This window comes from Microbacterium sp. 05T445, from assembly GCF_056395865.1.
Genome location: NZ_JBFTKJ010000001.1, coordinates 551,644 through 573,045 on the forward strand (window position 1 = coordinate 551,644; position 21,402 = coordinate 573,045).

Genomic DNA, 21,402 nt, shown 5'->3' on the forward strand with positions numbered 1-21,402 from the left:
GTCGGACGCGTCAGCCGGCGGCATCCGTCTTCATCTGCGGACACACCCCTCCAGGCTCGGTCGCGAGCTCGAAGTGCCATCGCTCGTTCGCATACGTCTGGCAGATGCCGTACCGCGCGCCGTAGGCGCTGAGCCAGACCTGCGCGTCGACCGGCGCGATGTCGACGGCCTCGCCCGTGACATGCATCGACCGGTCGGGGGTCGCGACGTACTCGCGCGCGACCTGTTCGCTGCCGTACTGCTCGATCGCATCCTCGAGCAGGCGCTGCTGGTACCGCTCGCTGCGCCAGCCGCTGGTCACCTGGAACGGCATGCCTTCGTTCGCGGCGTCGGCGGCCGCCTGCCGCAGCGCGTCGCGCAGGCCGGGCTCGAGCCGGCTGATCATCGGCAGATCCTCGTCCTCGAGGGTGACCACCGTGCCGTCGGGGCGGTAGCCGTCCTCGGCGGTCGGGGTGAAGGCCGACAGCCCCGACGGAAGCAGGGTCTGCGCCGCGACGATCGCGAGTGCGGCCAGCAGCGCCGCCAGGCAGACGCCGAGCCCGAGGAACGTCAGCCACCGCAGGCGGGACGGCGGGCGGACGATCGATGAGGTGCCGAGGGATTCGTACATGGCACCCATCCCACGCGTGCGCCTGTTGCGACGGCGTAAGCGTCTGCGCATACGCTGCCGATACACCCGGCGACCTACGCTGGTCCCATGCGCGTGCTGATCGTCGAGGACGAGCTCTACCTCGCGGAGGCGATCCGTGACGGCTTGCGCCTGGAGGCGATCGCCGCCGACATCGCCGGCGACGGCGACACCGCCCTGGAGCAGCTCTCGGTGAACGCCTACGACGTCGTCGTGCTCGATCGCGACATCCCCGGTCCGAACGGCGACGAGATCGCTCGGCGGCTGTCCGCCGGGGCCGCCGCTCCCCGCATCCTGATGCTGACCGCCGCCGACCGGCTCGACGACAAGGCCTCCGGCTTCGAGAGCGGCGCCGACGACTACCTAACCAAGCCGTTCGCGCTGCGCGAGCTTGTGCTGCGCCTGCGGGCCCTGGGGCGGCGGCCCGCTACGGGCACCCCACCGGTGGTAGAGGTCGCGGGGGTGCGTCTGGATCCGTTCCGGCGGGAGGTCTTCCGCGACGGCCGTTACGTGGCGCTCACCCGTAAGCAGTTCGCGGTGCTCGAGGTGCTCATGGCGGCAGGCGGCGGGGTGGTCAGCGCCGAGGACCTGCTCGAGCGCGCGTGGGACGAGAACGCCGACCCTTTCACCAACGCCGTGCGCATCACCATCTCGACGCTGCGCAAGCGTCTCGGCGAGCCGTGGGCGATCGAGACGGTGCCCGGGGTCGGCTATCGGATGAGCGCATGATCGGCGACGCGTCCCCCAGACCGCGCGGGCTCTCGGTGCGGGTCCGCCTCACGCTGAGCTACGCGGGCTTCCTCATCGTGGCAGGCGTCGCGCTGTTCGTCGTCGGGTTCCTGCTGCTGCGGTTCGTGCCCGAAGGGGCGCTGTTCGTCCAGAGCGGCGGGTGGGCGCCGAACCGGTCCGACCTCGTCGAGGTCTTCGTCAAGTACGCATGGTGGGCCATGGCGGGCCTGGTCGTCTTCGGCCTCGTCGGGGGCTGGCTGCTCGCCGGTATCGTGCTGCGTCCGCTGGCGCAGATCACCGCGGGCGCCAGCCGCGCCCGCGACGGGCACCTCGACCAGCGGATCGCGCTCCCGGGCTCCGGCGACGAGCTGACCGATCTCGCCGACACGATCGACGCCATGCTCGACCGTGTGCAGCACACCATCGACGAGGAGCGGCGGTTCGCCGCCAACGCCTCGCACGAGCTGCGCACGCCGCACGCCGTCATCCGCACGATCGTCGAGGTCGCGGAGGCGGATCCCGACGGCCGCGACATCGACCTCGTGCTCCGCCGCATCGGCGCCACCAACGAGCGGGCGATCTCAACCATCGAGGCACTGCTGGCGCTCTCGCGCGCAGGCCGCGGCAGCGAGCTGGCGACGACGGCCGTGGACCTGACAGCGCTGGTCGCCGACGAGATCGAGGCGGAGCAGTCGGATGCCGCTGCCCGCGGCATCCGACTGCACACCTCGCCCGGGTCGGCGACGGTGACCGGCGACCCCACCCTCCTCGCGCAGCTGGTCGCGAACCTCGTGCACAACGCCGTCGTGCACAACGTGGACGGCGGCTGGGTGCAGATCGTCGTGACGGGCTCCTCCCCCGTCGAGCTGTCGGTGTCCAACAGCGGCCCGGTCCTCGACCCCGCCCTCGCGGCGACGCTCACCGAGCCCTTCGTCCGTGGTGCCGGCCGTGCCCGCCGTGCCGACGGCGGGCACGAAGGCGCCGGTCTCGGGCTGGCGATCGTCGCGTCCATCGTGCGCGCCCACCGGGGCACGCTGCGCGTCGAGGCGCTGCCGGACGGCGGACTTCACGTGCGGGTGACACTCCCCCGCTGACCCGCGCGACGGGCGACGGCGACCGCCAGCCGGATGACGGTGACCGTGATCGCGCCGATCGCGCCGCCCGCGGTGTTCCACAGCACATCGTCGAGATCGGGCACGCGGCCCGGGATCGACGTCTGCAGGTACTCCACGCCCGCCGAGGCCGCCCCGGCGGCGACGACCGCCAGCGGCCACCCGCGACGGGGCAGCAGGAGCGCCACTGCCGCGCCCAGCGGAATGAACAGCAGCGTGTTGAGCACCCGCTCGGCGTCGCCGGCGGGAAGCCATGCGAGCAGCGGCGAGAAGCGGTCCACGAGCTGGAGGAACTCGCCGCGCGCAGGCGCGACGATCGAACGCGGCGCGAGGGTCAGCACGATGACGACGGCCGCGGCCGCCAGCAGCGCGAGCGTGCGGATGCCGCGGCGCGGCGTGGTCGTGGAGTCGGTCATGCGGTTCTCTCCCTGCCCGCCCCCGATCGGGGACGTCACGTCCAGTCCAGGCGGGGCGATGTTGCGGGAGCGTATGCGCCGGCGCCTGCAGACCCCGCCGGCGCGAACTCGCAGCGGGCTCCCAGGTTCGCGGGACCAAAAGCGCCGCGGCATCCGTTCTCTCCTATGACGCCGCAGCCAGCCGCGTCGTCCGAGGAGGAGCCACACCGTGAGCAACGACTACCGCAAGACCCCCGAGGCCCTGAGCCGCCTCACCGACACCCAGTACCGGGTCACGCAGAACGAGGGCACCGAGCCTGCGTTCCGCAACGCCTACTGGAACAACCACGAGCCCGGCATCTACGTCGATGTCGTGTCGGGCCAGCCGCTGTTCTCATCGAGCGACAAGTACGACAGCGGCACCGGATGGCCGAGCTTCACCCGGCCGATCGAGCCCGACGCGGTCACCACCAAGAAGGACTGGACCCTGTTCATGCCCCGCACCGAGGTGCGCTCGTCGGGAGCCGACAGCCATCTCGGCCACGTCTTCAGCGACGGCCCACGGGACGCCGGCGGCCTGAGATACTGCATGAACTCCGCCGCGCTGCGCTTCGTCCCCGTCTCGGAGCTCGAGGCGGAGGGCTACGCGGCGTACCGAGACCTCTTCCCCACCGAGAACCAGGAGCACGCATCATGACCAGCGGACCCTTCGACACCGGAGAGATCACCCGCACCCCGGGCACCGAGACGGCGGTCCTCGCCGGCGGCTGCTTCTGGGGCATGGAGGACCTCATCCGCCGCCAGCCCGGCGTGCTCGGCACGCGCGTCGGCTACACCGGCGGTGAGAACGCGCACGCCACCTACCGCAAGCACCCCGGTCACGCGGAGGCGGTCGAGATCGTCTTCGACCCGGCGCAGACGACGTATCGCGACATCCTGGCGTTCTTCTTCCAGATCCACGACCCGTCGACGCTGAACCGGCAGGGCAACGACATCGGCTCCAGCTACCGGTCGGCGATCTTCCCGCTCTCGTCCGAGCAGGCCGAGGTCGCGCGCGACACCATCGCCGACGTCGACGCGTCGGGTCTGTGGCCCGGCAAGGCGGTCACCACGATCGAGCCAGAGGGCCCGTTCTGGGAGGCCGAGCCCGAGCACCAGGACTACCTGATCCGCTATCCCAACGGCTACACCTGCCACTTCCCCCGCGCGGGATGGGTGCTGCCCAAGCGCGCCGACGCCACCGCGTAGAGCGAATGAGAACGGATGCCGCGACCCGGCCGGGTCGCGGCATCCGTGCGTCTGCGCTCGATAGCCTGGCTCCCATGCCGACACGAGCCGCCGACTCGTCCACCGTCGACACGACTGCTCTGACCGAGCCGATCGATGCTGCCGCGCTGCGGGCGTACCGGGAGACGCTGCCGGCCGAGATCCGTGGGAACGGCCGCAGGATCAGTGCCGGCGACGTCACCGTCTTCGTGGTGTTCACCGCGCTCGCCGCGGTCTGGCTCGCGATGCTGATCAGCGCCGACCAGCTCCTCCCGTCGACCCTCAGCGAGTGGGCGCTGCAGCTCGTCAGCGCCGGGGTCCTCGCCTTCATCCCCGCGATCACCATCGCCGCCGTGGTGCGCAACCGCGCCGCCCGCAGCGGCCGGCGTCAGTTCCGCCTGGCACGGTTCGCGCGCGCCAACGGCCTCGACTACCGCCCGCTGGGGCCGGCCGATGACCTGCCGGGCATGCTGTTCTCGCTCGGCGTCGACGAGCGGATGTGGGATGCCGTCGGCGACACGCCCGATGCCGCTGCGGCCAGGGCCGGCACCGGACGCGGATTGACGATCGCGAACTTCGAGTTCACGACCGGGTCGGGCAAGAACGCGCGCACCCACCGGTGGGGGCTGGCCACCGTGCGCATCGGCAACCACCTGCCCCACATCGTGCTCGACGCCACCGGCAACAACGCGCTCGGCGCCACCAGCCTCCCGATCACCCTCGACCCCGCGCAGCGGCTGGGCCTCGAGGGCGACTTCGACAGCCACTTCACGCTGTACGCGCCGCGCGGCTACGAGAAGGACGCGCTGTACATCTTCACGCCCGACATCATGGCGCGCTTCATAGACAACGCCGCCGCCCTCGACGTCGAGATCGTCGACGACCGGCTGTTCCTCTACGCGCGACGCGACCTCTCCACCCTCGACCCCGCGACGTGGGAGTGGCTGCTCACCACCATCGACGCGCTCTCCGCGAAGTTCGCGCAGTGGCGGCGCTGGCGCGACGACCGGCTGGGCGAGACCAGGGTCGGCGACGACGACGGGATGCCCCGCATCGTGCGTCCGCCGCGGGGCGTGGCGATGCCCGGCCGACGTCTTCGGCAGAGCGGGCCCCACTGGATCTGGATCGTGATCGCGGTCGTCGCGGCCACGTACGCCCTGTGGTCGATCATCGACGAGATGATCCTGGGGTTCTTCCGCTGAATCCGCCCCGCGGACGGCGGGGTCGGGGCATCCGGCTCGTTCGTGCGCCCGGGTATCACCGGCGCCGACCGGGCGCTCCTTGTGGATGTCCGGCGTCGGGCGCATTCAGCCCCGGCGAGGACCGGCGGAAGGAGCGATCATGACCGGATCGACAGCCGCCCCTCGGGTGGGCTTCGCGGACAGGTCGTCCGTGATCATGCCGTGGCTCGCCCGCTCGTTCGCGCGCAGGCCGCTGGCGGAGCCGGATCCGGTGTTCGGACTGCTCCACACGACCGATGCCGAGCTTCGCGAGCAGGCGCAGAGCGTGGCCGCGAAGGCGCCGCGCCAGTTCGGACGCCTCGATGAACTCTCGCTTCGTGGCCGCCTGGTCCTGCGCGGGCACGACGAGGACGCCCGGCTCTTCGACGAGCTCGTGCACGAGACCGTGCGCATCGCGGCGGTGGGCCTGTCCGACCCGAAGCGCCGCACCGCGGAGCTGGCGGCACTGGACGCGCAGGTGCGCTTCGCCAAGGACTTCCTTGCGCGACGCGAGGGCGAGATCGCCCGCCGGCTGTACGCGCACGACCTGTTCCGCGGCGTGCTGATGACCTTCTTGGTGCTGCTCGTGATCGGCGGTGCTGCCACCGCGGTGATCCGGCTGTGGCTCGGCGGACCGCTTCCCGCGGACCAGGGCGAGGCGCTGCGCGACGTGCTCGTCGCGGTCGGTGCCGGCGCGGCCGGGGCGTGCGTGAGCGTGCTGCTGCGGCTGCACCGGGTGCGCAACCTCACCATCGAGGTCGCTAACAGCGGCGCCGCCCAGTACCGCATCTACCTCGGCTGGTTCTTCGCCGCCGCAGTGGTGTTCTTCCTCAAGAGCGGACTTCTCGCGGCGGTGTTCACCATCCCCGACGGCCGCATCCAGAGCTGGTTCTTCTGGGGCTCGGTCGGCTTCCTCGCCGGCTTCAACGAACGGTGGGCGACGAACCTCATCTCCCGCAGCCCCGGCGACGCATCGGCGGATCCCACCGACAGCCCGGCGGGCGCCGCAGCGCACAAGAAGTGACCGACGGATGCCGCGACCCGGCCGGGTCGCGGCATCCGTCGTGCACCCGTCGGTACGGATCGCGAACGCGTGAAGCTGGTGCGAGCCTCAGTGACTCTGGAGGACGGCCCAGGCGAGCAGGCTGTCGATTCGGCGGACGTCAGCTCCCTTGGTGAGCTTCACCTTGATGTGACCCGCTTTGGTCCAAAGCTCCACCTCGGCATCGCGATCAAGCATGCCGCCGGCGTTCTCGGTGGACCACATGTGGATCGAGCTGTAAGGCAATGAGTGAATTTCGACCTTCTTGCCGGTCAGGCCCTGAGCGTCCCGCACGATCAGACGCTTCGTCGTAAACGTCGCCGAGTCCCGGAATGTCTTGAAAGACGCGATCGCCTGCTCGCCCTCGACCAGCAGGCTCTGCACATCAGCGGGCGTCGGAATCTCCTGCTGCAACGTCCAGGCGAGAATGGCGGCGGTTTCAGGCATGGCTCTCCTCCGAAGTTCGCTCGGCCCACGCCGCGCGACTCAGCCCACCGTATCCATCGCGCTGCAACCAACGACACGACTCGGCGCTCGATCCCGAAAGCCGGCACGACCAATAGGATCCATGCGGGCTAATACATACGGGGAGCACCATGGAATTCCAGGATCGATTGTCCGCACTGGCAACGAAGGTCACCAATCAGGCGGGCGCGATCGGCACCGAAGAAGCGACGAAGAACGCATTCGTCATGCCGTTCATCTCGACGATTCTCGGTTACGACGTCTTCGATCCGCTGGAGGTGGTGCCTGAGTTCACTGCAGACGTCGGGATCAAGAAGGGCGAGAAGGTCGACTACGCGATCATGCGTGGCGGCGAGGTTCAGATCCTCATCGAGTGCAAGGCATCGACGGGCGCTCCGAAGATCGAGCACGCTTCGCAGCTGTTCCGCTACTTCTCGACGACGAACGCGCGAATCGCAGCCCTCACTAACGGTGTGGTGTGGCAGTTCTTCACAGACCTGGATGCACCGAATCGGATGGACGCCAAGCCGTTCCTCGTACTCGACCTGCTCGACATCGACGAGACCCTGATCCCCGAGGTTCAGAAGCTGAGTAAGGAGAGCTTCGACCTGGATTCGATCATCAGTGCAGCCGAGGAGCTGAAGTACGTCGGCGCACTCAAGCGTGAGATCGCCGGTCAGTTCCGCGAGCCGACGGACGAGTGGGTCAAGTTCTTCACCGCCAAGGTCTACGAAGGCTCGTACACGCAGAAGGTTCGCGACCAGTTCACCTCCCTGGTGACCAAAGCCTCGCGACAGTTCCTCACCGAGAGCGTCAATGATCGCCTCAAGACCGCGCTCGGGGCAGGGATGAATCAAGGAGGCGACAGTTCCACTGTCGCGTCGCAGCCCATCGCGGAGGACGACCTCAGCGGAGACACAGAGATCGAGACCACCCTCGAGGAGCTCGAGGGCTACACGATCGTCAAGGCGATCGCCTGCGGTGAGGTGAAGCCTCAGCGAATCACACACCGCGACGCCAAGAGCTATTTCGCCGTCCTCTTGGACGACAACAACCGCAAGCCCATCGCACGCCTGCACTTCAACGCGAAGCAGAAGTACCTCGGCGTCCTGGACGACGAGAAGGTCGAGACCCGGCACCCGATCGAGTCACTCGACGAGATCTACGCGCACGCGGACGCCATCCGCGAAGCTGTCGTCCGCTACCGCTGATCGCGAAGGATGCCGCGACCCCGGCCGGGTCGCGGCATCCGTCGCTCCGCTATGCGGGCTCGACCGGCTGCCGCAGGATCGTACGCAGCTTCTCGGGAGCGGTGCGCCGAGGGTCGGCGAGGTAGATCTCGTGGTGGAGGCCGCGCATGCGCAGGCCGGCCTCGGGGATGACACGGTGATGCAGCTCGTCGAGCACGGGCGCCTCATCGTCGAACGACCCCACGTGGAGGGTCTGCACGCACCGGCCCTCGACGAGCTCGGCGAGCCGCAGGCGCTCGACGGCCGGTGCGACTCCCTTCGCGGCGACCGCCTCGCGCGCGCGCTCGACGTCGCCCGCGTCGATCCAGTCGGGAACGAGGTTCAGCATCGTCCAGCTCCAGCGTGACTTGTCGCGCTGCGTCGTGAAGGTCGCCATGTCGTCCGACCACCACAGCCCCTCCAGGGGCATCACGACGTAGTCCCGGTCGAGCTCGTTCTTGCTGAAGAACTTGAGCTTGTACGCGACTCCGAACAGCGCGGCCACGGCATCGCCGTACTCCGGTGTCGAGTTCGGGTCGCCGTGGCCGTCCACCATGAGGTAGCGCATCGGGGGCACCTCGATGTCCTGGAACGCCCCCCGCGGTGCCGTGTAGGCGGCGATCGACTTCTTGAGATCGACCTTGGTCATGATGCGGTTCCTCTCGGGATGCCGTCGGCCGCGGTCAGCCGTTGATGATGGTGCTGAAGGCCAGCACGATGATGAGCGCGTTCAGGAAGAAGCTCGTCGTGGTGTGCCAGACGACCGTCCACCGCATGCGGGTGGAGACGACCTGGACGTCCGAGACGGAGAACGTCGTGGCGTTCGTGAACGAGAAGTAGACGAAGTCGGCGAGGCGCGGGGTCGGTGTGCCGGGAAAGATCAGCGGCGGCTCATGCGCCTGCCGGTACCGGCGGTCGTAGATCCGCGCGAAGCCCCAGTGGTACAGCGCCCAGGAGAGCAGCATCGCGCACACCGCGATCGGTTCGACCCACCCGGCCCAGTGGGGGTCGTCGCGCAGCACCAGGATCTCGATGACGGCCACCAGACCCACGATGCTCGCGAGGAACGTCGCCGTGACGGTGATCGCCGCGACGACCGGATGCAGGTCGAACCTCCCGAGCCGACGGGGCTCCCGGCCACCGGGACGCCGCACCGTGACACCGATCGCGATCACCGACGCCAGCCAGTACGCCGCCCCGAGCGCGCTCCATGCGGCCAGCGCCTCGACGATGCTCGTGTCGTCCTCGGCGAGGACGATGACCAGTCCCAGCCCGATGAGGGCGAGCTGCACGAGCAGGTCCACGACCCGCACGATCGCCGCACCGACCACACGCACCCCCGAGGACGAGTTCCTGCGTGCCACCGTAGCGGGTGGTGCCGCCACGTCGTACGACCGACCGCGGCTCGATCCGGATCCCGCCGCGCGCTCACTGCCGCAATGGCGGGGCGCCGCGGGTAGCGTGTCAGCGTGCCCCTCCCGCCCACCACCGTGCCGCTGTTCGTCTACGGCAGTCTCCGGCCCGGCATGGCGCTGTGGCCGATGCTGCGCGACCACGTCGTCCGCTCGGAGCCCGCATCCGTGCGCGGACGGCTGTTCTGGCACTCCTCGATGGAGTACCCGGTGCTGACGATCGGAACAGGAGCGGATGCCTCCTGCCACGGCGAGCTGCTCCTGCTTCGCCCGGGCGACGAGGTCAATCGCGTCATCGTCGACGAGGAGCTGCTGTACGGCTACGACGCCCGGTGGGTGCGGGTGCGCACCCGCACCGGCCTCGAGGAGGCTGTCGTGCTGGTGTGGAACCGAGACACCGACCTCGGCCCCGAGATCGTCGGCGGGGACTACACGATCGTGGCCACCGACCTCGCGCAGGGCTGACGCGCGTGGCGCGGCATCCGCTCTGCTGGGCGGCTCAGTCGCCGCGGCCGCGCCGGCCCGAGAAGCCCGCGAACACGGCGTGCAGCAGGGGCAGCACCGACACGACCATCAGCACGGTGCCGATCGTGAGGTCCTGCGTGCGCAGCACGGCGCCGCTGATCAGCAGCGCGGCGAACAGCACCGCCGAGACCACGCGGCGGATCAGTCGCTCGAGGCGCCGCAGGCGCTGATCCAGCTTCGGGACGTCCGCCACGAGGCGTCCGTCGTCGATGCGCGTGACCATGTCGTCGAGGCGGCGCGGCAGCCGTGCGACGATGCCCGCCACCGACGCGGCCTCGCGGGCGAACGCGCCCACGACGTTGCCGCGCTCGTCGCGCAGCAGCCGGTTCGCGTACGGTTCGACGGCGTTCCAGATGTTGAATTCGGGGTCCAGCGAGCTGCACATGCCGCTCGTGAGCGAGACCGCGCGCACGATCAGCAGGAAGTTCTCGGGCAGCTGGAACGGCAGTGAGCGCACCACATCGCCGAACTCGGTCGCGAAGTCGCGGAACTCGCGGGGGTCGACCTTCTGCAGCTCGGCGAACCCCATGCCGCCGAAGCGGGCGAACAGCGCGGTCATCGCGCGCTCGAGCTCCCCGGTGTCGGCCGAGGGCAGCAGCACGCCCACGGCGCGGATGCTGTCGATCATCTGTCTGCTGTTGCGCGCGGCGACCGCGATCACCAGCTGTTGGAGGTTGTGCCGGAGCGAATCGGGGACCTCGCCCATCATGCCGAAGTCGACGAACGTGAGCCTCCACGGCCGCTCCCCCTCGCGGGGGTGCGCGGCCGGCGTCACGAAGATGTTCCCCGGATGCGGGTCGGCGTGGAAGAAGCCGTGCATGAACAGCTGGTCGAACATCACGTCGGCGAACTCGGACGCGACCTCCGACGGGTCGATCCCCGCGGCGCGCAGCGCGTCGACGTCGTTGATCTTGATGGCCGTGACGTCCGACAGCGTCAGGACGCGACGGGTGGTGCGCTCCCACGCGACCACCGGCACCCCCACCCGCGGGTCGTCGGCGAACTCATCGGCGAACCGCTCGGCGTTCTGCGCCTCGTGGAGGTAGTCGATCTCCTCACGGCTGGTGTTCGCGAACTCCTCGACCAGCGCCGGCGGATCGACGTGGTCGCGCACGACGCGCACACGGTCGAGCCACCCCGCGACGCGTCGCAGCGCCATGAGGTCGACGTCGACGATCGCCTCGATGCCCGGCCGCTGCACCTTGACGACGACGTCGGCGAACCCGGTCTCCGCGGCATCCGCCGGCGTCAGCCGGGCGCGGTGCGCCTGCCCGAGGGATGCCGCCGCCACCGGGGTCTCGTCCATCCAGTCGAACGCGCGGGTGAGCGGGATGCCGAGCTCGGCCTCGGCGAGCGCACGGATCTCGGGGAACGGCACCGGCGGCACCTCGTCCTGCAGCCCTTCCAGCTCCTTGGTGATCTCGGGCGGCAGCACGTCCAGCCGCGACGACAGGAACTGGCCGACCTTGATCATCAGCCCGCCGAGCTCGACCGCCAGGGTGTGGAAGCGGCGGGCGATGTTCTGCAGCCGCTGGGCGCGGCCGCGCGCGGCGAGCGCGCCGAATCCGAACCGCGGCAGCACCAGCTCGAACCACCACGCCTGCACGATGTATCGCGCAGCGAAGCGCAGGATCCGCCGATAGCGGGCGCGCACGTGCGGGTCGTCGGCCATCGAATCTCCTCGATCCCGGAGCGTCGGCGCCGGCGAGCCGGTGTCGAGCTCCGCAGAACCCGTGGGGTCTGGCCGACGTCCGTCGGCACGCGGTCTCAGTCCTGGGCCAGGATCGAATAGAGCTTACGCCGCGCCTCGTCGAGCACCTCGACGGCCGCCGCCACCTGTTCGGGCGTGCCGCCGCGGCCGACCTGCGCGGCCGCCTGGGCGAGCTTTGCGCCGGCCTTGGGCAGTGCCGTGGTGCGGCCCGCGTCGCGCGTGCCGAACGACTCCCACGGGGCCGACTGCCCCTCGGCCGCCGCCGCCTCGGCGCGGCCTGCCTCGGTGAGCGAATACGTCTTCTTGCCGCCGGACTCCTCGGCGGCGACGAGTCCCTCGTCGGCGAGCAGCTGCAGCGTGGGGTAGACCGAGCCCGGGCTCGGCTTCCAGGCGCCGCCGCTGCGGGCCTCGATCTCCTGGATGATCTGGTACCCGTGCATGGGCTTCTCGGCGAGGATCGCGAGCACCGCGGCGCGCACGTCACCGCGTCCGACGCGCGGCGAGAAGCCTCGCTCGAACACGTCACGCAGCTGATCCATCGCGTCCCACAGACTGCCCGGAATACCGGATCCCTGGCCTCCGGGGCGCGGACCGAATCCCTGATACGAACCGTTCATGACGACCTCCCGAACGAGCGTGTGCCGATACCTCGACGATACGTACCGATATATCGGCGAACAAGGGGGTCCGCTGAGCATCCGCTGTGGGTCGCGGGCGAATTTGGTTGCCTCGGGCAATCAAAGGCGTAGGCTCGACGCATGGGAACGGATGCCGCACCCCCCGCCGAACTGCTGGCCTCTCTCACCCGGCTGATGTCGCGCTGGTCGTCCAGCCAGGTGCAGGAACGCGTCGCGAGCGGTGTCGGAGTCACGCTCGACCCGACCGAGATCCGCGCGATCTACACGCTCGGCCTGCGCGGCGGAACCGCCCGCCCCAGCGCCCTGGCCGATGAGCTGCACCTGAGCCGCCCCACGATGTCGAAGCTCATCGCGCGGCTCATGGCCGACGACCTGGTCGCCCGGTCCGCCGACCCCGACGACGGCCGGGCGACGACCGTGTCGTTCACCGCCCGCGGTGCCCACGCCTACGACCGCCTCGTCTCGGCCGGGCACGAGATGGTGCGCCATGCGCTCGCGGACTGGCCGGAGGCGGATGCCGCAGCCTTCGGCCGCCTGCTGCAGCGCTTCGTCGACGGCCTGCTCGCCGACTCCCCCGACCCGTCCCGGCCCTGAGGTCCGGGCGCACCCGCCGCTCACCCGCGGCACAGCCGCGACGCCCACCCGTGCGTCGAACCCCGAGGAGATGAACATGACCCGCACCTACGTCGTCACCGGTTCCGCATCCGGAATCGGCGCCGCCACCGCCGCGCTGCTGCGCAGCCACGGCGACACCGTCGTCGGCATCGACCTGCGCGGCGCCGAGATCGACGCCGACCTCAGCACGCCCGAGGGACGAGCGGATGCCGCCGCCCAGGCCGTCGAGAAGACCGGCGGGGTGATCGACGGTGTGATCGCGTGCGCCGGCATCAGCGCTCCCATCGGCAAGACGATCTCGATCAACTACTTCGGCGTGACCGAGCTGCTCACGGCGCTGTTGCCCGCGCTGCGGCGCTCGGACGCTCCGCGCGCGGCCGTCGTGTCGTCGATGGCGACGCTGCAGCCTGTGGCCCCGGCGCTCGTCGCCGCCGCGCTCGCCGGCGACGAGGCGACCGCGGTCGCACTGGGCGACGAGCTGGCCGCGAAGGGCCCCGAGGTCGGATACCTCAACTACCCCTCGTCCAAGCGCGCGCTCTCGCGCTGGGTGCGCCGCGCGTCGATCTCCGAGGACTGGGCAGGATCGGGCATCGCCCTCAACGCCGTCGCGCCGGGCACCGTGATCACTCCGATGACCGCGGAGCTGCTGGCCTCCCCCGAGGGCGCCGCCATGGTCGACGCGGCCGTTCCGATGCCGCTGAACCACCACCAGCCCGCCACCTCGATCGCCGAACTGCTGGTGTGGCTCACGAGCCCGGCCAACACGCACCTGGCCGGTCAGACGATCTACTGCGACGGCGGTGCCGACGCCACGCTCCGTGGCGACGACATCTGGTCGTGGAACGACCCGTCGGCCGCCTGACGCATCCCGACCGCGCCGTCTCCGCGACCCCTCGCGCGGAGGCGGCGCCTGCGCGGACCGTCAGCGGCCGTACTCCTCCACCCAGCGCAGCCACACCTCGCTGATGGTCGGGTACGCCGGCACCGCGTGCCAGAGCCGGTCGATCGGCACCTCGCCGACGATCGCGATGGTGGCCGCCTGCAGCATCTCGCCGACGTCCTGCCCCACGAAGGTGGCGCCGACGAGCACGCGGCGCTCCTCATCGACGATCGCGCGGGCCTGTCCGCGGTAGTCGTCGGCCCGCTCGCTCGAGCCGGCGAGCCACCACAGGTCGTAGTCGAGGACGCGGATGCCGAGGCCCGCCGTGCGTGCCGAGGCCTCGGTGTGGCCCACGGCCGCCACCTCGGGATCGGTGAAGACGACCTGCGGCACTGCGACGTGGTCCGCCGTCGCGACGTGCGCGCCCCACGGGGCGTCGTGGACCTCGTCGCCGCGCGCCCGTGCCGCGATGACGTCGCCCGCGGCGCGCCCCTGGTACTTGCCCTGGTGGGTGAACAGCGCCCGGCGGTTGACGTCGCCGACGCCGTACAGCCAGTCGATGCCGCGCACGCGCAGCGTGTCGTCGACGTCGAGCCAGGCGCCGGGCTCGAGGCCGACCGTCTCCAGCCCGAGGTCGGCCGTGCGAGGACCGCGGCCGGTGGCCGCCAGCACCTCGGCGGCGCGCACCTCGGTGCCGTCCGACAGCGTCAGCACCACGCCGTCGGCGTCGCGCGCGACTCGATCGACGTCGACGCCGGAGCGCACGTCGACGCCGGCATCCGCGAGCGCCTTCGCCACCGCCTCGCCCACGAACGGCTCCATGCCCCGCAGCAGCCCCGAGCGGGCGACGACCGTGACCGGGATGCCGAACGACGCGTAGAGCGTCGCCATCTCGCACCCGACGACGCCGCCGCCGAGCACCGCGAGCGACGCCGGCACCTCCTGCACGCCGGTCGCGTCACGGCTCGTCCACGGCTTCGCGTCGCGCAGCCCCGGGATGTCGGGCACGAGGGCGTCCGACCCGGTCGACACCACGACAGCATGGCGCGCGACGAGCACGACCTCGGTGCCGTCGGCCGCGTCGACCGTCACCTCGCGCTCCGCGCTGAGCCGCCCGTGGCCGCGCACCAGGTCGATGCCCGCGCCCCGCAGCCAGTCGACCTGCGACGTGTCGTCCCAGTCGTGCACGAGGCCGTCGCGGCGCCGCAGCGTCTCGGCCACGTCGACCGTGCCGGTCACCGCTCCCGCGGCCCCGCGCACGCGCCGCGCAGCGGCGAGCGCCGCGCCGGGACGCAGCAGGGCCTTCGACGGGATGCACGCCCAGTACGAGCATTCACCGCCGACCAGCTCGCTCTCGACGACGACGACCGACAGGCCGCCCTGGGCCGCGCGATCGGCGACGTTCTCTCCGACGGGCCCGCCGCCGACGACGATCAGGTCATACTCCCGAGCAGTCATGCGCCCCAACGTAGCGGCGCGCGGCGACACCCGGCCAGGCCCCCGGCACCATGAGGCGAGCGGATGCCGCGGGCCCCGGCATCCGCTGCCCCCTTGCCCCGGTGTCGGTGGCCTGTGGTTATCTGGGAGCCCGGCCGAAAGGGCAGTATGGCGATCGAATTCCGTGCGGTTTCGAAGCGGTACCCGGATGGCACCGTCGCCGTCGACGACTTCAGCGTGCTCATGCCCGCGCACAAGACCACCGTGCTCGTCGGGTCGTCCGGCAGCGGCAAGACGACGCTGCTGCGCATGATCAACCGGCTCGTCGAGCCGACCGGCGGCGTCATCACGATCGACGACGAGCCGATCTCGAGCCGCGACCCGGTGACGCTGCGGCGCGGCATCGGGTACGTCCTGCAGAACGCCGGGCTCCTCCCCCACTTCTCCGTCGTCGACAACATCGCCACCGTCCCCGTGCTCAACGGCGTGCCGCGCCCCAAGGCCCGCGAGCGCGCGCTGGAGCTGATGGATGTCGTCGGCCTGGAGCGCGTGCTCGCCAAGCGCTACCCGAGCCAGCTGTCCGGCGGCCAGCAGCAGCGCGTCGGGGTTGCGCGGGCGCTCGCCGTCGACCCCAACATCCTCCTGATGGACGAGCCGTTCGGCGCCGTCGACCCCATCGTGCGCAAGGAGCTGCAGGCCGAGACCCTGCGGCTGCAGAAGGAGCTCGACAAGACGATCGTGTTCGTCACGCACGACATCGACGAGGCGTTCCTGCTGGGCGACCAGGTCGTGATCCTCGAGAAGGGCGCCCGCATCGCGCAGATCGGCAGCCCCAGCGAGATCATCGAGAACCCCGCCAGCGACTTCGTGGCCGAGTTCATCGGCGTGGAGCGCGGCACGCGGGCGCTGCGCGCCAAGCAGACGGCCCAGGGCACCGTGCTCGTCGACACCGCCGGCCGCACGCAGGGCGTGCTCGTGGAGGGCGAGACGTGAGCTGGGTGCTCGACAACCTCGACCTCATCTGGGCGCTGACGCTCGATCATCTGCGCCAGAGCGCGATCTCGATCGCGCTGGGCTTCGCCCTCGCGGTGCCGATCGGATGGCTCGCGTTCCGCTACACCAGGCTGCGCGGCGGCGTGCTGACCGTCGTCGGGCTGCTGTATACGATCCCGTCGTTCGCGCTCTTCCCGTTGCTCGCGGTCATCTTCGGGTTTCCGCTCTTCTCGGAGGCGCCGCTGATCATGGCGCTCGCGATCTACGCGGTCGCGCTGATGACACGGTCGGTGACCGACGGCCTGGTCTCCGTCGACCCCGTGACACGGTCGGCCGCCGTCGCGATGGGATTCGGCGCGTGGCGGCGCTTCTGGACCGTGGACCTCCCGCTCGCGGGGCCGGTCATCCTCGCGGGCCTGCGGGTGACCGCGATGTCGACGATCTCGCTGGCGACCGTCGGAGCCCTCATCGGCGTCCAGAACCTCGGCTACCTCTTCACCAACGGCTCGCAGCGCCGCATCATCGCCGAGGTGTTCGCCGGCGTCGTCGCGGTGGTGATCATCGCGGTGATCGTCGACGCACTCCTGGTCCTCGCCGGGCGGCTGCTGCTGCCGTGGACGCGCCGCACCTCTCCCCGCCGGGCCGCGCGGGTGCAGGCGGTGGTCGCATGAACTTCTTCGCCGAGGCGTTCGCCTGGATCTTCTCGCCCGACCGACTGGAGGGGTCGCTTCCCCTGCCCACCGCGATCGCGCAGCACCTGGCGTTCACGTTCGGGTCCGTCGCGATCGCCGCCGTCATCGCCATCCCGATCGGCTGGCTCATCGGCCACACCGGGCGGGGCCGCGAGATCGCGGTGTTCCTGTCGGGCGCGGCCCGTGCCCTGCCCGCCCTCGGACTCGTCGTGCTGCTGGTGCTCCTCATGGGCGTCAACCTCAAGACCGAGGCGGCGGTGACGGTCTTCGTCGTCCTCGCGATCCCGTCGATCCTCGCCGGCGCGTACTCGGGGGTCGAGGCGATCGACCGCACCGTCATCGACGCGGGCCGCGCCATGGGAATGACCGAGTGGCAGATCCTGTTCCGTATCGAGATGCCACTGGGCCTTTCACTCCTCATCGGCGGCCTCCGCTCCGCCACGCTGCAGGTGGTCGCCACCGTGACCATCGCGGCCTACGTCGGCCTGGGCGGGCTCGGGTACTACATGATCCAGGGGCTCAACCTCAACGACTTCCCCGAGGTCCTCGGTGCCGCCATCGTCGTCACCGCCCTCGCTCTCGCCCTCGACGGCCTCTTCGCCCTGCTCGCCCGGTTCGCCGTGCCCCGCACCGACGGGCCCCGCATCCGTCAGCGGCGCGCGGCGCGCGCACCGCTGCCCGCTCTGCAGACGTCTCGCTGATCCCCACCACCACACCGGAGGTACGACAATGTCCACCGCACGCACCCGCCTGGCTCTGGCCTTCGCCGGAACCGCCGTCGCCGCGCTCGTCCTCGCCGGCTGCTCCTCCAACGATCCCCTCAGCGGGGAGAGCACCGACAGCGGCGGCGCGACCGACTCGTCGACCATCGTCATCGGCTCGCAGCAGTACTACTCGAACGAGATCATCGCCGAGATCTACGCCCAGGCGCTGGAGGGCGCCGGCTTCACGGTCGATCGCAAGTTCAACATCGGCCAGCGCGACACCTACATGCCGGCGATCGAGAAGGGCGACATCGACCTCTTCCCGGAGTACACCGGCAACCTGCTGCAGTACCTCGAGCCCGACACCACGGCGACCACCCCTGATGATGTCTACGCGGCGCTGAAGGATGCGCTCCCCGACGGACTCACCGTCCTCGACCAGTCGCCCGCCACCGACCAGGACTCCTACAACGTGACGGCGGCCTTCGCCAAGGAGCACAGCCTGACCTCGATCGCCGACCTCGCCGGCATCGACGGGCTCGTGCTCGGCGGTGCGCCCGAGCTCGAGGAGCGTCCGTACGGTCCCACCGGTCTCAAGGACGTGTACGACGTCACCGTGTCGTTCTCGGCGACGGCCGACACGACCGTCGACGAACTGGTCGCCGGCAACATCCAGGTGGCCAACGTCTACAGCGCCGACCCGCGCATCAAGACCGACGACCTCGTGACGCTCGAAGACCCGAAGGGCCTCTTCCTCGCCTCGAACGTCGTCCCGCTGGTGAACGCCGACATCGCCGACGAGATCGCCGACGTGATCAACGCCGTGAGTGCCGCCCTCACCCCCGAGGGCCTGGTGGCCCTCAACGTCGAGTCGACGGTCGACCAGCGCTCGGCGGAGGACATCGCGGCGGACTGGCTGGCCGCGAACGACCTCGGCTGATCGAAGCCCCGCCCGTCTGCCGGGCGGCGGATCGCTCCGCCGCCCGGCAGATCCATGCCCAGCCGAGTCGCCGGCGCCTCCGCCCCGCGGGGGATGCCCCACGGCGGACGCGGACGTACGCTGAGATCATGCCGATGGGCGAGGTGATGATGTGGGGCGTGGTCACAGCCCTCATCGCGCTGCCCGTGTACTTCCTGTGGTTCGCGTTCGACACGCGGCGCCGCCGACAGCGCGGCGAGTCGCCGGCGCACTCCTCGGGCGGACTCCTCGGCGTCGAGGAGTTCTTCTACCCGACCGCCGAGAACGCCCGTGCGGTGTGGGACGCCGAGCAGATCACCCCCGCACCGGCCCCCGTTCCCGGGGACGGTCCCGGCGTGATCGAAGGCAACCGCATCGTGATCGAGACCGGGCTGCGCAAGGCCCCGTGAGCGGGCCGGCGCTCAGCGCCGACGCGCGCGCTGCACCACCGCGGCCACGACGCGCCACCCGACGAGGGCGACGAGCAGGGTCACCGACGCCACGATGATGAACGGCAGCGCGATCCCCTGACCGGTGACCGCGCGCAGCAGCATCCCGCCCGCCACGGTGACGGCCCATACGCCCACGCCCGTCCCCACCGGCGCGAGCGGGGCGCGCCACGCGAGGGTGACGAGCCAGCCGAGCGCGAGTCCCGCGAGGAACGGCCAGGCCGTCTGCCACAGTCCCAGCCACACGTCCGAGTCGTGGCTGGCACGCCCGATCGCGGCGAACGCGACGACGAGCACCACGTCCAGCACCAGGGCCAGCGCGATGGACCGGCCTCGTCCCGCAACCGATGCGGATCCGCGGTTCTGTTGTTCGGCGGTCATGCCGGCACCCCCTCGCGCGGCGCGAGACCAGGCGTCAGCGCCTCGCGCTCGTCGAACACGAAGCAGTCGCCGTTCCAGTGCGCGCCGCCGACGTGCTCGAAGTAGCCGAGGATCCCGCCGTCGAGCTGGTACGCGTCCACACCCACCTCGCGCAGGTAGATCGCCGCCTTCTCGCAGCGGATGCCGCCGGTGCAGTAGCTCACGACGGTCTTGCCCGCGAGGTCGGCAGCGGCCGCCGCCGCCGCACCCGGGAACTGCGTGAACCGCTCGATGCGCCAGTCCACCGCCCCGGCGAAAGCGCCGTAGTCCACCTCGAAGGCGTTGCGGGTGTCGAGCACGACCACCTCGCGGCCGTGGTCGTCGTGCCCCTGCTCGAGCCAGCGATGCAGCGTCGTCGGCGCCACCGCCGGTGCGCGGCCCGCCTCGGGCCGGATGGCGGGGTGGTCCATGCGGATGATCTCGCGCTTGACCTTGACGAGCATCTTGCCGAACGGCTGCTCGTCCGACCAGCTCTCCTTCGTGGTCAGCGCGCCGAACCGGGGATCGGCTCGCAGCGCACCGATGAACCCGCGCACCGCGTCGGCGTCACCGGCGAGGAACAGGTTGATGCCCTCCTCGGCGAGCAGGATCGTGCCCTTCAGCCCCGCCTCGACGGCGCGCTCGCGCAGCACCGGGCGCAGCTGCGCCGGATCGGCGATGTGCGTGAACAGGTACGCCGAGACGTTGAGAATGGATGCCACCCCTCCAGCCTACGGACGCCCGAGCCCTCGGCTGATCGGGCGGCCCGCCACCTGGCGGGTGCGCAGCGGAGAACCGGCCGCACCCGGCGGTCGCGGCATCCGTCGCCCGCCGCCGAGGATCGAAGTGCGTCGCAGTGCCGCGGCGACAGGAACGATGGAGATCACGATGCCCGAACTGACCGCCCCACCCTTCGATCCCGAGTTGAGCGCCGCCCTCGTCGTCGTCGCCGACGTCATCAAGCCCACCCTCACTCCCGACATGATCCCGCTGATGCGGCAGATGCCGGTGGATCCGTCCCTCGACGACCTGGTGGCCGAGGTGGGCGCCGTCCACGAGGAGCGCACCATCGCCGGCCACGACGGCGGCGAGATCGTCCTGTCGATCTACCGGCGCCCCGATCAGACCACCACCGGCCCCGGGATCTACCACATCCACGGCGGCGGAATGGTGATCGGCAACCGGTTCATGGGCGTGCAGGCGTTCCTGCCGTTCATCGCCAGCCATGGTGCCGTCGTCGTGAGCGTCGAGTACCGGCTCGCGCCGGAGTTCCCCGATCCGGTGCCGGTGGAGGACTGCTACGCGGGCCTGGTCTGGACGGCGGACCACGCCGCAGAGCTCGGCATCGACCCCTCGCGTCTGCTCGTCGGAGGTGCGAGCGCCGGCGGCGGGCTGTCGGCGGGAGTGACCCTGTTGGCGCGCGACCGTCAGGGCCCGCCGCTGCGTGCCTCGCTGCTCATCTATCCCATGCTCGACGACCGCAACGAGTCGGTGTCGTCGCACCAGATCCAGGGCATCGGCGTATGGGACCGCACGAGCAACTTCACCGGATGGAACGCGCTGCTGGGCGAGCGCCGCGGCACCGACGACGTGTCGATCTACGCCGCGCCCGGGCGCGCGGAAGACCTCTCCGGCCTCCCGCCGACGTTCATCGACGTGGGCAGCGCAGAGGTGTTCCGCGACGAGGACGTCGCCTATGCGTCGCGCATCTGGGCCGCGGGCGGCGTGGCCGAGCTCCACGTCTGGCCGGGCGGCTTCCACGGGTTCGACGGCTTCGCGCCGCAGGCCCAGATCTCGCTGGCGATGATCGAGACCCGCAACCGCTGGATCACCCGCATGCTCGAGGCCTGATCCGGGCTGAGCCCCGCCCGCGTAGGGTAGGGCTCAGCGCGCGACGGCGACA

26 protein-coding genes are annotated in these 21,402 nt (G+C 70.7%); 16 read left to right on the top strand and 10 right to left on the bottom strand.

The features are described from left to right. Positions 1–10 precede the first annotated feature (10 nt). Positions 11–610, bottom strand: a complete 600-nt coding sequence (locus AC1DDU_RS02625) for a M15 family metallopeptidase (protein ID WP_477431070.1) — start codon at positions 608–610, stop codon at positions 11–13. A gap of 87 nt (positions 611–697) precedes the next feature. Between AC1DDU_RS02625 and AC1DDU_RS02630 the strand changes: the two genes are divergently transcribed. Further along, the gene (locus tag AC1DDU_RS02630; RefSeq protein WP_477431071.1) at positions 698–1,357 is read left to right on the top strand and encodes a response regulator transcription factor; all 660 of its coding nucleotides are present in this window, start codon (positions 698–700) and stop codon (positions 1,355–1,357) included. Next, positions 1,354–2,451, top strand: a complete 1,098-nt coding sequence (locus tag AC1DDU_RS02635) for a sensor histidine kinase (RefSeq protein ID WP_477431072.1) — start codon at positions 1,354–1,356, stop codon at positions 2,449–2,451. Before AC1DDU_RS02630 ends, AC1DDU_RS02635 begins: the two co-directional genes overlap by 4 nt. Here the strand turns inward: AC1DDU_RS02635 and AC1DDU_RS02640 are convergent. Then, entirely contained in the window at positions 2,424–2,885 is a 462-nt protein-coding gene (locus AC1DDU_RS02640) for a VanZ family protein (RefSeq protein WP_477431073.1), read from the bottom strand. The two genes, AC1DDU_RS02635 and AC1DDU_RS02640, sit on opposite strands and share 28 nt — an antisense overlap. Before the next feature lie 208 nt (positions 2,886–3,093). Here AC1DDU_RS02640 and msrB point away from each other — a divergent pair, with 208 nt between their 5' ends. From msrB to AC1DDU_RS02660, 4 genes are all read left to right on the top strand, one after another. Beyond that, entirely contained in the window at positions 3,094–3,561 is a 468-nt protein-coding gene (gene msrB / locus AC1DDU_RS02645; RefSeq protein ID WP_477431074.1) for a peptide-methionine (R)-S-oxide reductase MsrB, read from the top strand. Beyond that, positions 3,558–4,112 (top strand): peptide-methionine (S)-S-oxide reductase MsrA, encoded by a 555-nt coding sequence (gene msrA, locus AC1DDU_RS02650; protein WP_477431075.1) that lies wholly within the window; start codon positions 3,558–3,560, stop codon positions 4,110–4,112. Before msrB ends, msrA begins: the two co-directional genes overlap by 4 nt. A 74-nt stretch (positions 4,113–4,186) precedes the next feature. Further along, complete coding sequence (locus AC1DDU_RS02655) at positions 4,187–5,332, top strand: hypothetical protein (protein ID WP_477431076.1); 1,146 nt, start codon at positions 4,187–4,189, stop codon at positions 5,330–5,332. Positions 5,333–5,471: 139 nt separating this feature from the next. After that, entirely contained in the window at positions 5,472–6,374 is a 903-nt protein-coding gene (locus AC1DDU_RS02660) for a hypothetical protein (protein WP_477431077.1), read from the top strand. Between the two features lie 87 nt (positions 6,375–6,461). Here AC1DDU_RS02660 and AC1DDU_RS02665 read toward each other — a convergent pair whose 3' ends face one another. Next, the gene (locus AC1DDU_RS02665; RefSeq protein ID WP_477431078.1) at positions 6,462–6,839 is read right to left on the bottom strand and encodes a PH domain-containing protein; all 378 of its coding nucleotides are present in this window, start codon (positions 6,837–6,839) and stop codon (positions 6,462–6,464) included. Positions 6,840–6,988: 149 nt separating this feature from the next. Here AC1DDU_RS02665 and AC1DDU_RS02670 point away from each other — a divergent pair, with 149 nt between their 5' ends. Then, positions 6,989–8,068, top strand: coding sequence for a type I restriction endonuclease (locus AC1DDU_RS02670; protein WP_477431079.1), 1,080 nt, complete (start codon positions 6,989–6,991; stop codon positions 8,066–8,068). Between the two features lie 49 nt (positions 8,069–8,117). On the opposite strand, the gene AC1DDU_RS02675 is transcribed toward AC1DDU_RS02670, so the two are convergent. Both AC1DDU_RS02675 and AC1DDU_RS02680 read right to left on the bottom strand, forming a co-directional pair. After that, positions 8,118–8,735 (bottom strand): GyrI-like domain-containing protein, encoded by a 618-nt coding sequence (locus tag AC1DDU_RS02675; protein WP_477431080.1) that lies wholly within the window; start codon positions 8,733–8,735, stop codon positions 8,118–8,120. A 34-nt stretch (positions 8,736–8,769) separates the two neighbouring features. Then, a complete protein-coding gene (locus AC1DDU_RS02680) occupies positions 8,770–9,450 on the bottom strand; it encodes a DUF1345 domain-containing protein (RefSeq protein WP_477431081.1) in 681 nt (226 codons plus the stop codon). Positions 9,451–9,555: 105 nt separating this feature from the next. Between AC1DDU_RS02680 and AC1DDU_RS02685 the strand changes: the two genes are divergently transcribed. Next, positions 9,556–9,963, top strand: a complete 408-nt coding sequence (locus tag AC1DDU_RS02685; RefSeq protein WP_477431082.1) for a gamma-glutamylcyclotransferase family protein — start codon at positions 9,556–9,558, stop codon at positions 9,961–9,963. A 34-nt stretch (positions 9,964–9,997) separates the two neighbouring features. Here the strand turns inward: AC1DDU_RS02685 and AC1DDU_RS02690 are convergent, their stop codons facing one another. Then, entirely contained in the window at positions 9,998–11,695 is a 1,698-nt protein-coding gene (locus AC1DDU_RS02690; RefSeq protein ID WP_477431083.1) for an ABC1 kinase family protein, read from the bottom strand. A 95-nt stretch (positions 11,696–11,790) separates the two neighbouring features. Next, positions 11,791–12,351, bottom strand: a complete 561-nt coding sequence (locus tag AC1DDU_RS02695; protein WP_477431084.1) for a PadR family transcriptional regulator — start codon at positions 12,349–12,351, stop codon at positions 11,791–11,793. A gap of 141 nt (positions 12,352–12,492) precedes the next feature. Between AC1DDU_RS02695 and AC1DDU_RS02700 the strand changes: the two genes are divergently transcribed. Together AC1DDU_RS02700 and AC1DDU_RS02705 are read left to right on the top strand one after the other, a co-directional pair. Beyond that, positions 12,493–12,966 (top strand): MarR family winged helix-turn-helix transcriptional regulator, encoded by a 474-nt coding sequence (locus AC1DDU_RS02700; RefSeq protein ID WP_477431085.1) that lies wholly within the window; start codon positions 12,493–12,495, stop codon positions 12,964–12,966. A 76-nt stretch (positions 12,967–13,042) separates the two neighbouring features. Then, complete coding sequence (locus AC1DDU_RS02705; protein ID WP_477431086.1) at positions 13,043–13,849, top strand: SDR family NAD(P)-dependent oxidoreductase; 807 nt, start codon at positions 13,043–13,045, stop codon at positions 13,847–13,849. Between the two features lie 60 nt (positions 13,850–13,909). Here the strand turns inward: AC1DDU_RS02705 and AC1DDU_RS02710 are convergent, their stop codons facing one another. Further along, entirely contained in the window at positions 13,910–15,325 is a 1,416-nt protein-coding gene (locus AC1DDU_RS02710; protein WP_477431087.1) for a dihydrolipoyl dehydrogenase family protein, read from the bottom strand. A 147-nt stretch (positions 15,326–15,472) separates the two neighbouring features. On the opposite strand from AC1DDU_RS02710, the gene AC1DDU_RS02715 reads away from it, so the two are divergent. The 5 genes from AC1DDU_RS02715 to AC1DDU_RS02735 all read left to right on the top strand — a co-directional run bounded on the left by AC1DDU_RS02715 (position 15,473) and on the right by AC1DDU_RS02735 (position 19,061). Then, positions 15,473–16,297: an ABC transporter ATP-binding protein gene (locus tag AC1DDU_RS02715; RefSeq protein ID WP_477431088.1), complete on the top strand. Its 825-nt coding sequence runs from the start codon at positions 15,473–15,475 to the stop codon at positions 16,295–16,297. Continuing rightward, a complete protein-coding gene (locus AC1DDU_RS02720; protein ID WP_477431089.1) occupies positions 16,294–16,968 on the top strand; it encodes an ABC transporter permease in 675 nt (224 codons plus the stop codon). The genes AC1DDU_RS02715 and AC1DDU_RS02720 overlap by 4 nt, the downstream gene beginning before the upstream one ends. Further along, the gene (locus AC1DDU_RS02725; protein ID WP_477431090.1) at positions 16,965–17,690 is read left to right on the top strand and encodes an ABC transporter permease; all 726 of its coding nucleotides are present in this window, start codon (positions 16,965–16,967) and stop codon (positions 17,688–17,690) included. Before AC1DDU_RS02720 ends, AC1DDU_RS02725 begins: the two co-directional genes overlap by 4 nt. Positions 17,691–17,718: 28 nt before the next feature. Beyond that, a complete protein-coding gene (locus tag AC1DDU_RS02730; RefSeq protein WP_477431091.1) occupies positions 17,719–18,633 on the top strand; it encodes an ABC transporter substrate-binding protein in 915 nt (304 codons plus the stop codon). 128 nt (positions 18,634–18,761) lie between these two features. Next, positions 18,762–19,061, top strand: a complete 300-nt coding sequence (locus AC1DDU_RS02735) for a hypothetical protein (RefSeq protein ID WP_477431092.1) — start codon at positions 18,762–18,764, stop codon at positions 19,059–19,061. 12 nt (positions 19,062–19,073) lie between these two features. On the opposite strand, the gene AC1DDU_RS02740 is transcribed toward AC1DDU_RS02735, so the two are convergent. Continuing rightward, positions 19,074–19,481, bottom strand: a complete 408-nt coding sequence (locus tag AC1DDU_RS02740; protein WP_477431093.1) for a DUF3054 domain-containing protein — start codon at positions 19,479–19,481, stop codon at positions 19,074–19,076. Then, on the bottom strand, positions 19,478–20,221 hold the full coding sequence (locus AC1DDU_RS02745) for a sulfurtransferase (protein ID WP_477431094.1): 744 nt from the start codon (positions 20,219–20,221) through the stop codon (positions 19,478–19,480). The genes AC1DDU_RS02740 and AC1DDU_RS02745 overlap by 4 nt, the downstream gene beginning before the upstream one ends. A 124-nt stretch (positions 20,222–20,345) precedes the next feature. On the opposite strand from AC1DDU_RS02745, the gene AC1DDU_RS02750 reads away from it, so the two are divergent. Continuing rightward, positions 20,346–21,350 (top strand): alpha/beta hydrolase, encoded by a 1,005-nt coding sequence (locus tag AC1DDU_RS02750; protein ID WP_477431095.1) that lies wholly within the window; start codon positions 20,346–20,348, stop codon positions 21,348–21,350. The last annotated feature ends 52 nt before the right edge of the window (positions 21,351–21,402 follow it).

Excerpts from the sequence above, each read along its gene's own strand:
- AC1DDU_RS02705 (WP_477431086.1), top strand. The coding sequence starts at position 13,043 with ATGACCCGCACCTACGTCGTCACCGGTTCCGCATCCGGAATCGGCGCC.
- AC1DDU_RS02740 (WP_477431093.1), bottom strand. The coding sequence starts at position 19,481 with ATGACCGCCGAACAACAGAACCGCGGATCCGCATCGGTTGCGGGACGA.
- AC1DDU_RS02640 (WP_477431073.1), bottom strand. The coding sequence starts at position 2,885 with ATGACCGACTCCACGACCACGCCGCGCCGCGGCATCCGCACGCTCGCG.
- AC1DDU_RS02670 (WP_477431079.1), top strand. The coding sequence starts at position 6,989 with ATGGAATTCCAGGATCGATTGTCCGCACTGGCAACGAAGGTCACCAAT.
- AC1DDU_RS02710 (WP_477431087.1), bottom strand. The coding sequence starts at position 15,325 with ATGACTGCTCGGGAGTATGACCTGATCGTCGTCGGCGGCGGGCCCGTC.
- AC1DDU_RS02690 (WP_477431083.1), bottom strand. The coding sequence starts at position 11,695 with ATGGCCGACGACCCGCACGTGCGCGCCCGCTATCGGCGGATCCTGCGC.
- AC1DDU_RS02655 (WP_477431076.1), top strand. The coding sequence starts at position 4,187 with ATGCCGACACGAGCCGCCGACTCGTCCACCGTCGACACGACTGCTCTG.
- AC1DDU_RS02715 (WP_477431088.1), top strand. The coding sequence starts at position 15,473 with ATGGCGATCGAATTCCGTGCGGTTTCGAAGCGGTACCCGGATGGCACC.
- AC1DDU_RS02660 (WP_477431077.1), top strand. The coding sequence starts at position 5,472 with ATGACCGGATCGACAGCCGCCCCTCGGGTGGGCTTCGCGGACAGGTCG.
- AC1DDU_RS02665 (WP_477431078.1), bottom strand. The coding sequence starts at position 6,839 with ATGCCTGAAACCGCCGCCATTCTCGCCTGGACGTTGCAGCAGGAGATT.
- AC1DDU_RS02635 (WP_477431072.1), top strand. The coding sequence starts at position 1,354 with ATGATCGGCGACGCGTCCCCCAGACCGCGCGGGCTCTCGGTGCGGGTC.
- AC1DDU_RS02730 (WP_477431091.1), top strand. The coding sequence starts at position 17,719 with ATGTCCACCGCACGCACCCGCCTGGCTCTGGCCTTCGCCGGAACCGCC.
- AC1DDU_RS02695 (WP_477431084.1), bottom strand. The coding sequence starts at position 12,351 with ATGAACGGTTCGTATCAGGGATTCGGTCCGCGCCCCGGAGGCCAGGGA.
- AC1DDU_RS02625 (WP_477431070.1), bottom strand. The coding sequence starts at position 610 with ATGTACGAATCCCTCGGCACCTCATCGATCGTCCGCCCGCCGTCCCGC.
- AC1DDU_RS02735 (WP_477431092.1), top strand. The coding sequence starts at position 18,762 with ATGCCGATGGGCGAGGTGATGATGTGGGGCGTGGTCACAGCCCTCATC.
- AC1DDU_RS02700 (WP_477431085.1), top strand. The coding sequence starts at position 12,493 with ATGGGAACGGATGCCGCACCCCCCGCCGAACTGCTGGCCTCTCTCACC.
- AC1DDU_RS02725 (WP_477431090.1), top strand. The coding sequence starts at position 16,965 with ATGAACTTCTTCGCCGAGGCGTTCGCCTGGATCTTCTCGCCCGACCGA.
- AC1DDU_RS02675 (WP_477431080.1), bottom strand. The coding sequence starts at position 8,735 with ATGACCAAGGTCGATCTCAAGAAGTCGATCGCCGCCTACACGGCACCG.
- msrA (WP_477431075.1), top strand. The coding sequence starts at position 3,558 with ATGACCAGCGGACCCTTCGACACCGGAGAGATCACCCGCACCCCGGGC.
- AC1DDU_RS02630 (WP_477431071.1), top strand. The coding sequence starts at position 698 with ATGCGCGTGCTGATCGTCGAGGACGAGCTCTACCTCGCGGAGGCGATC.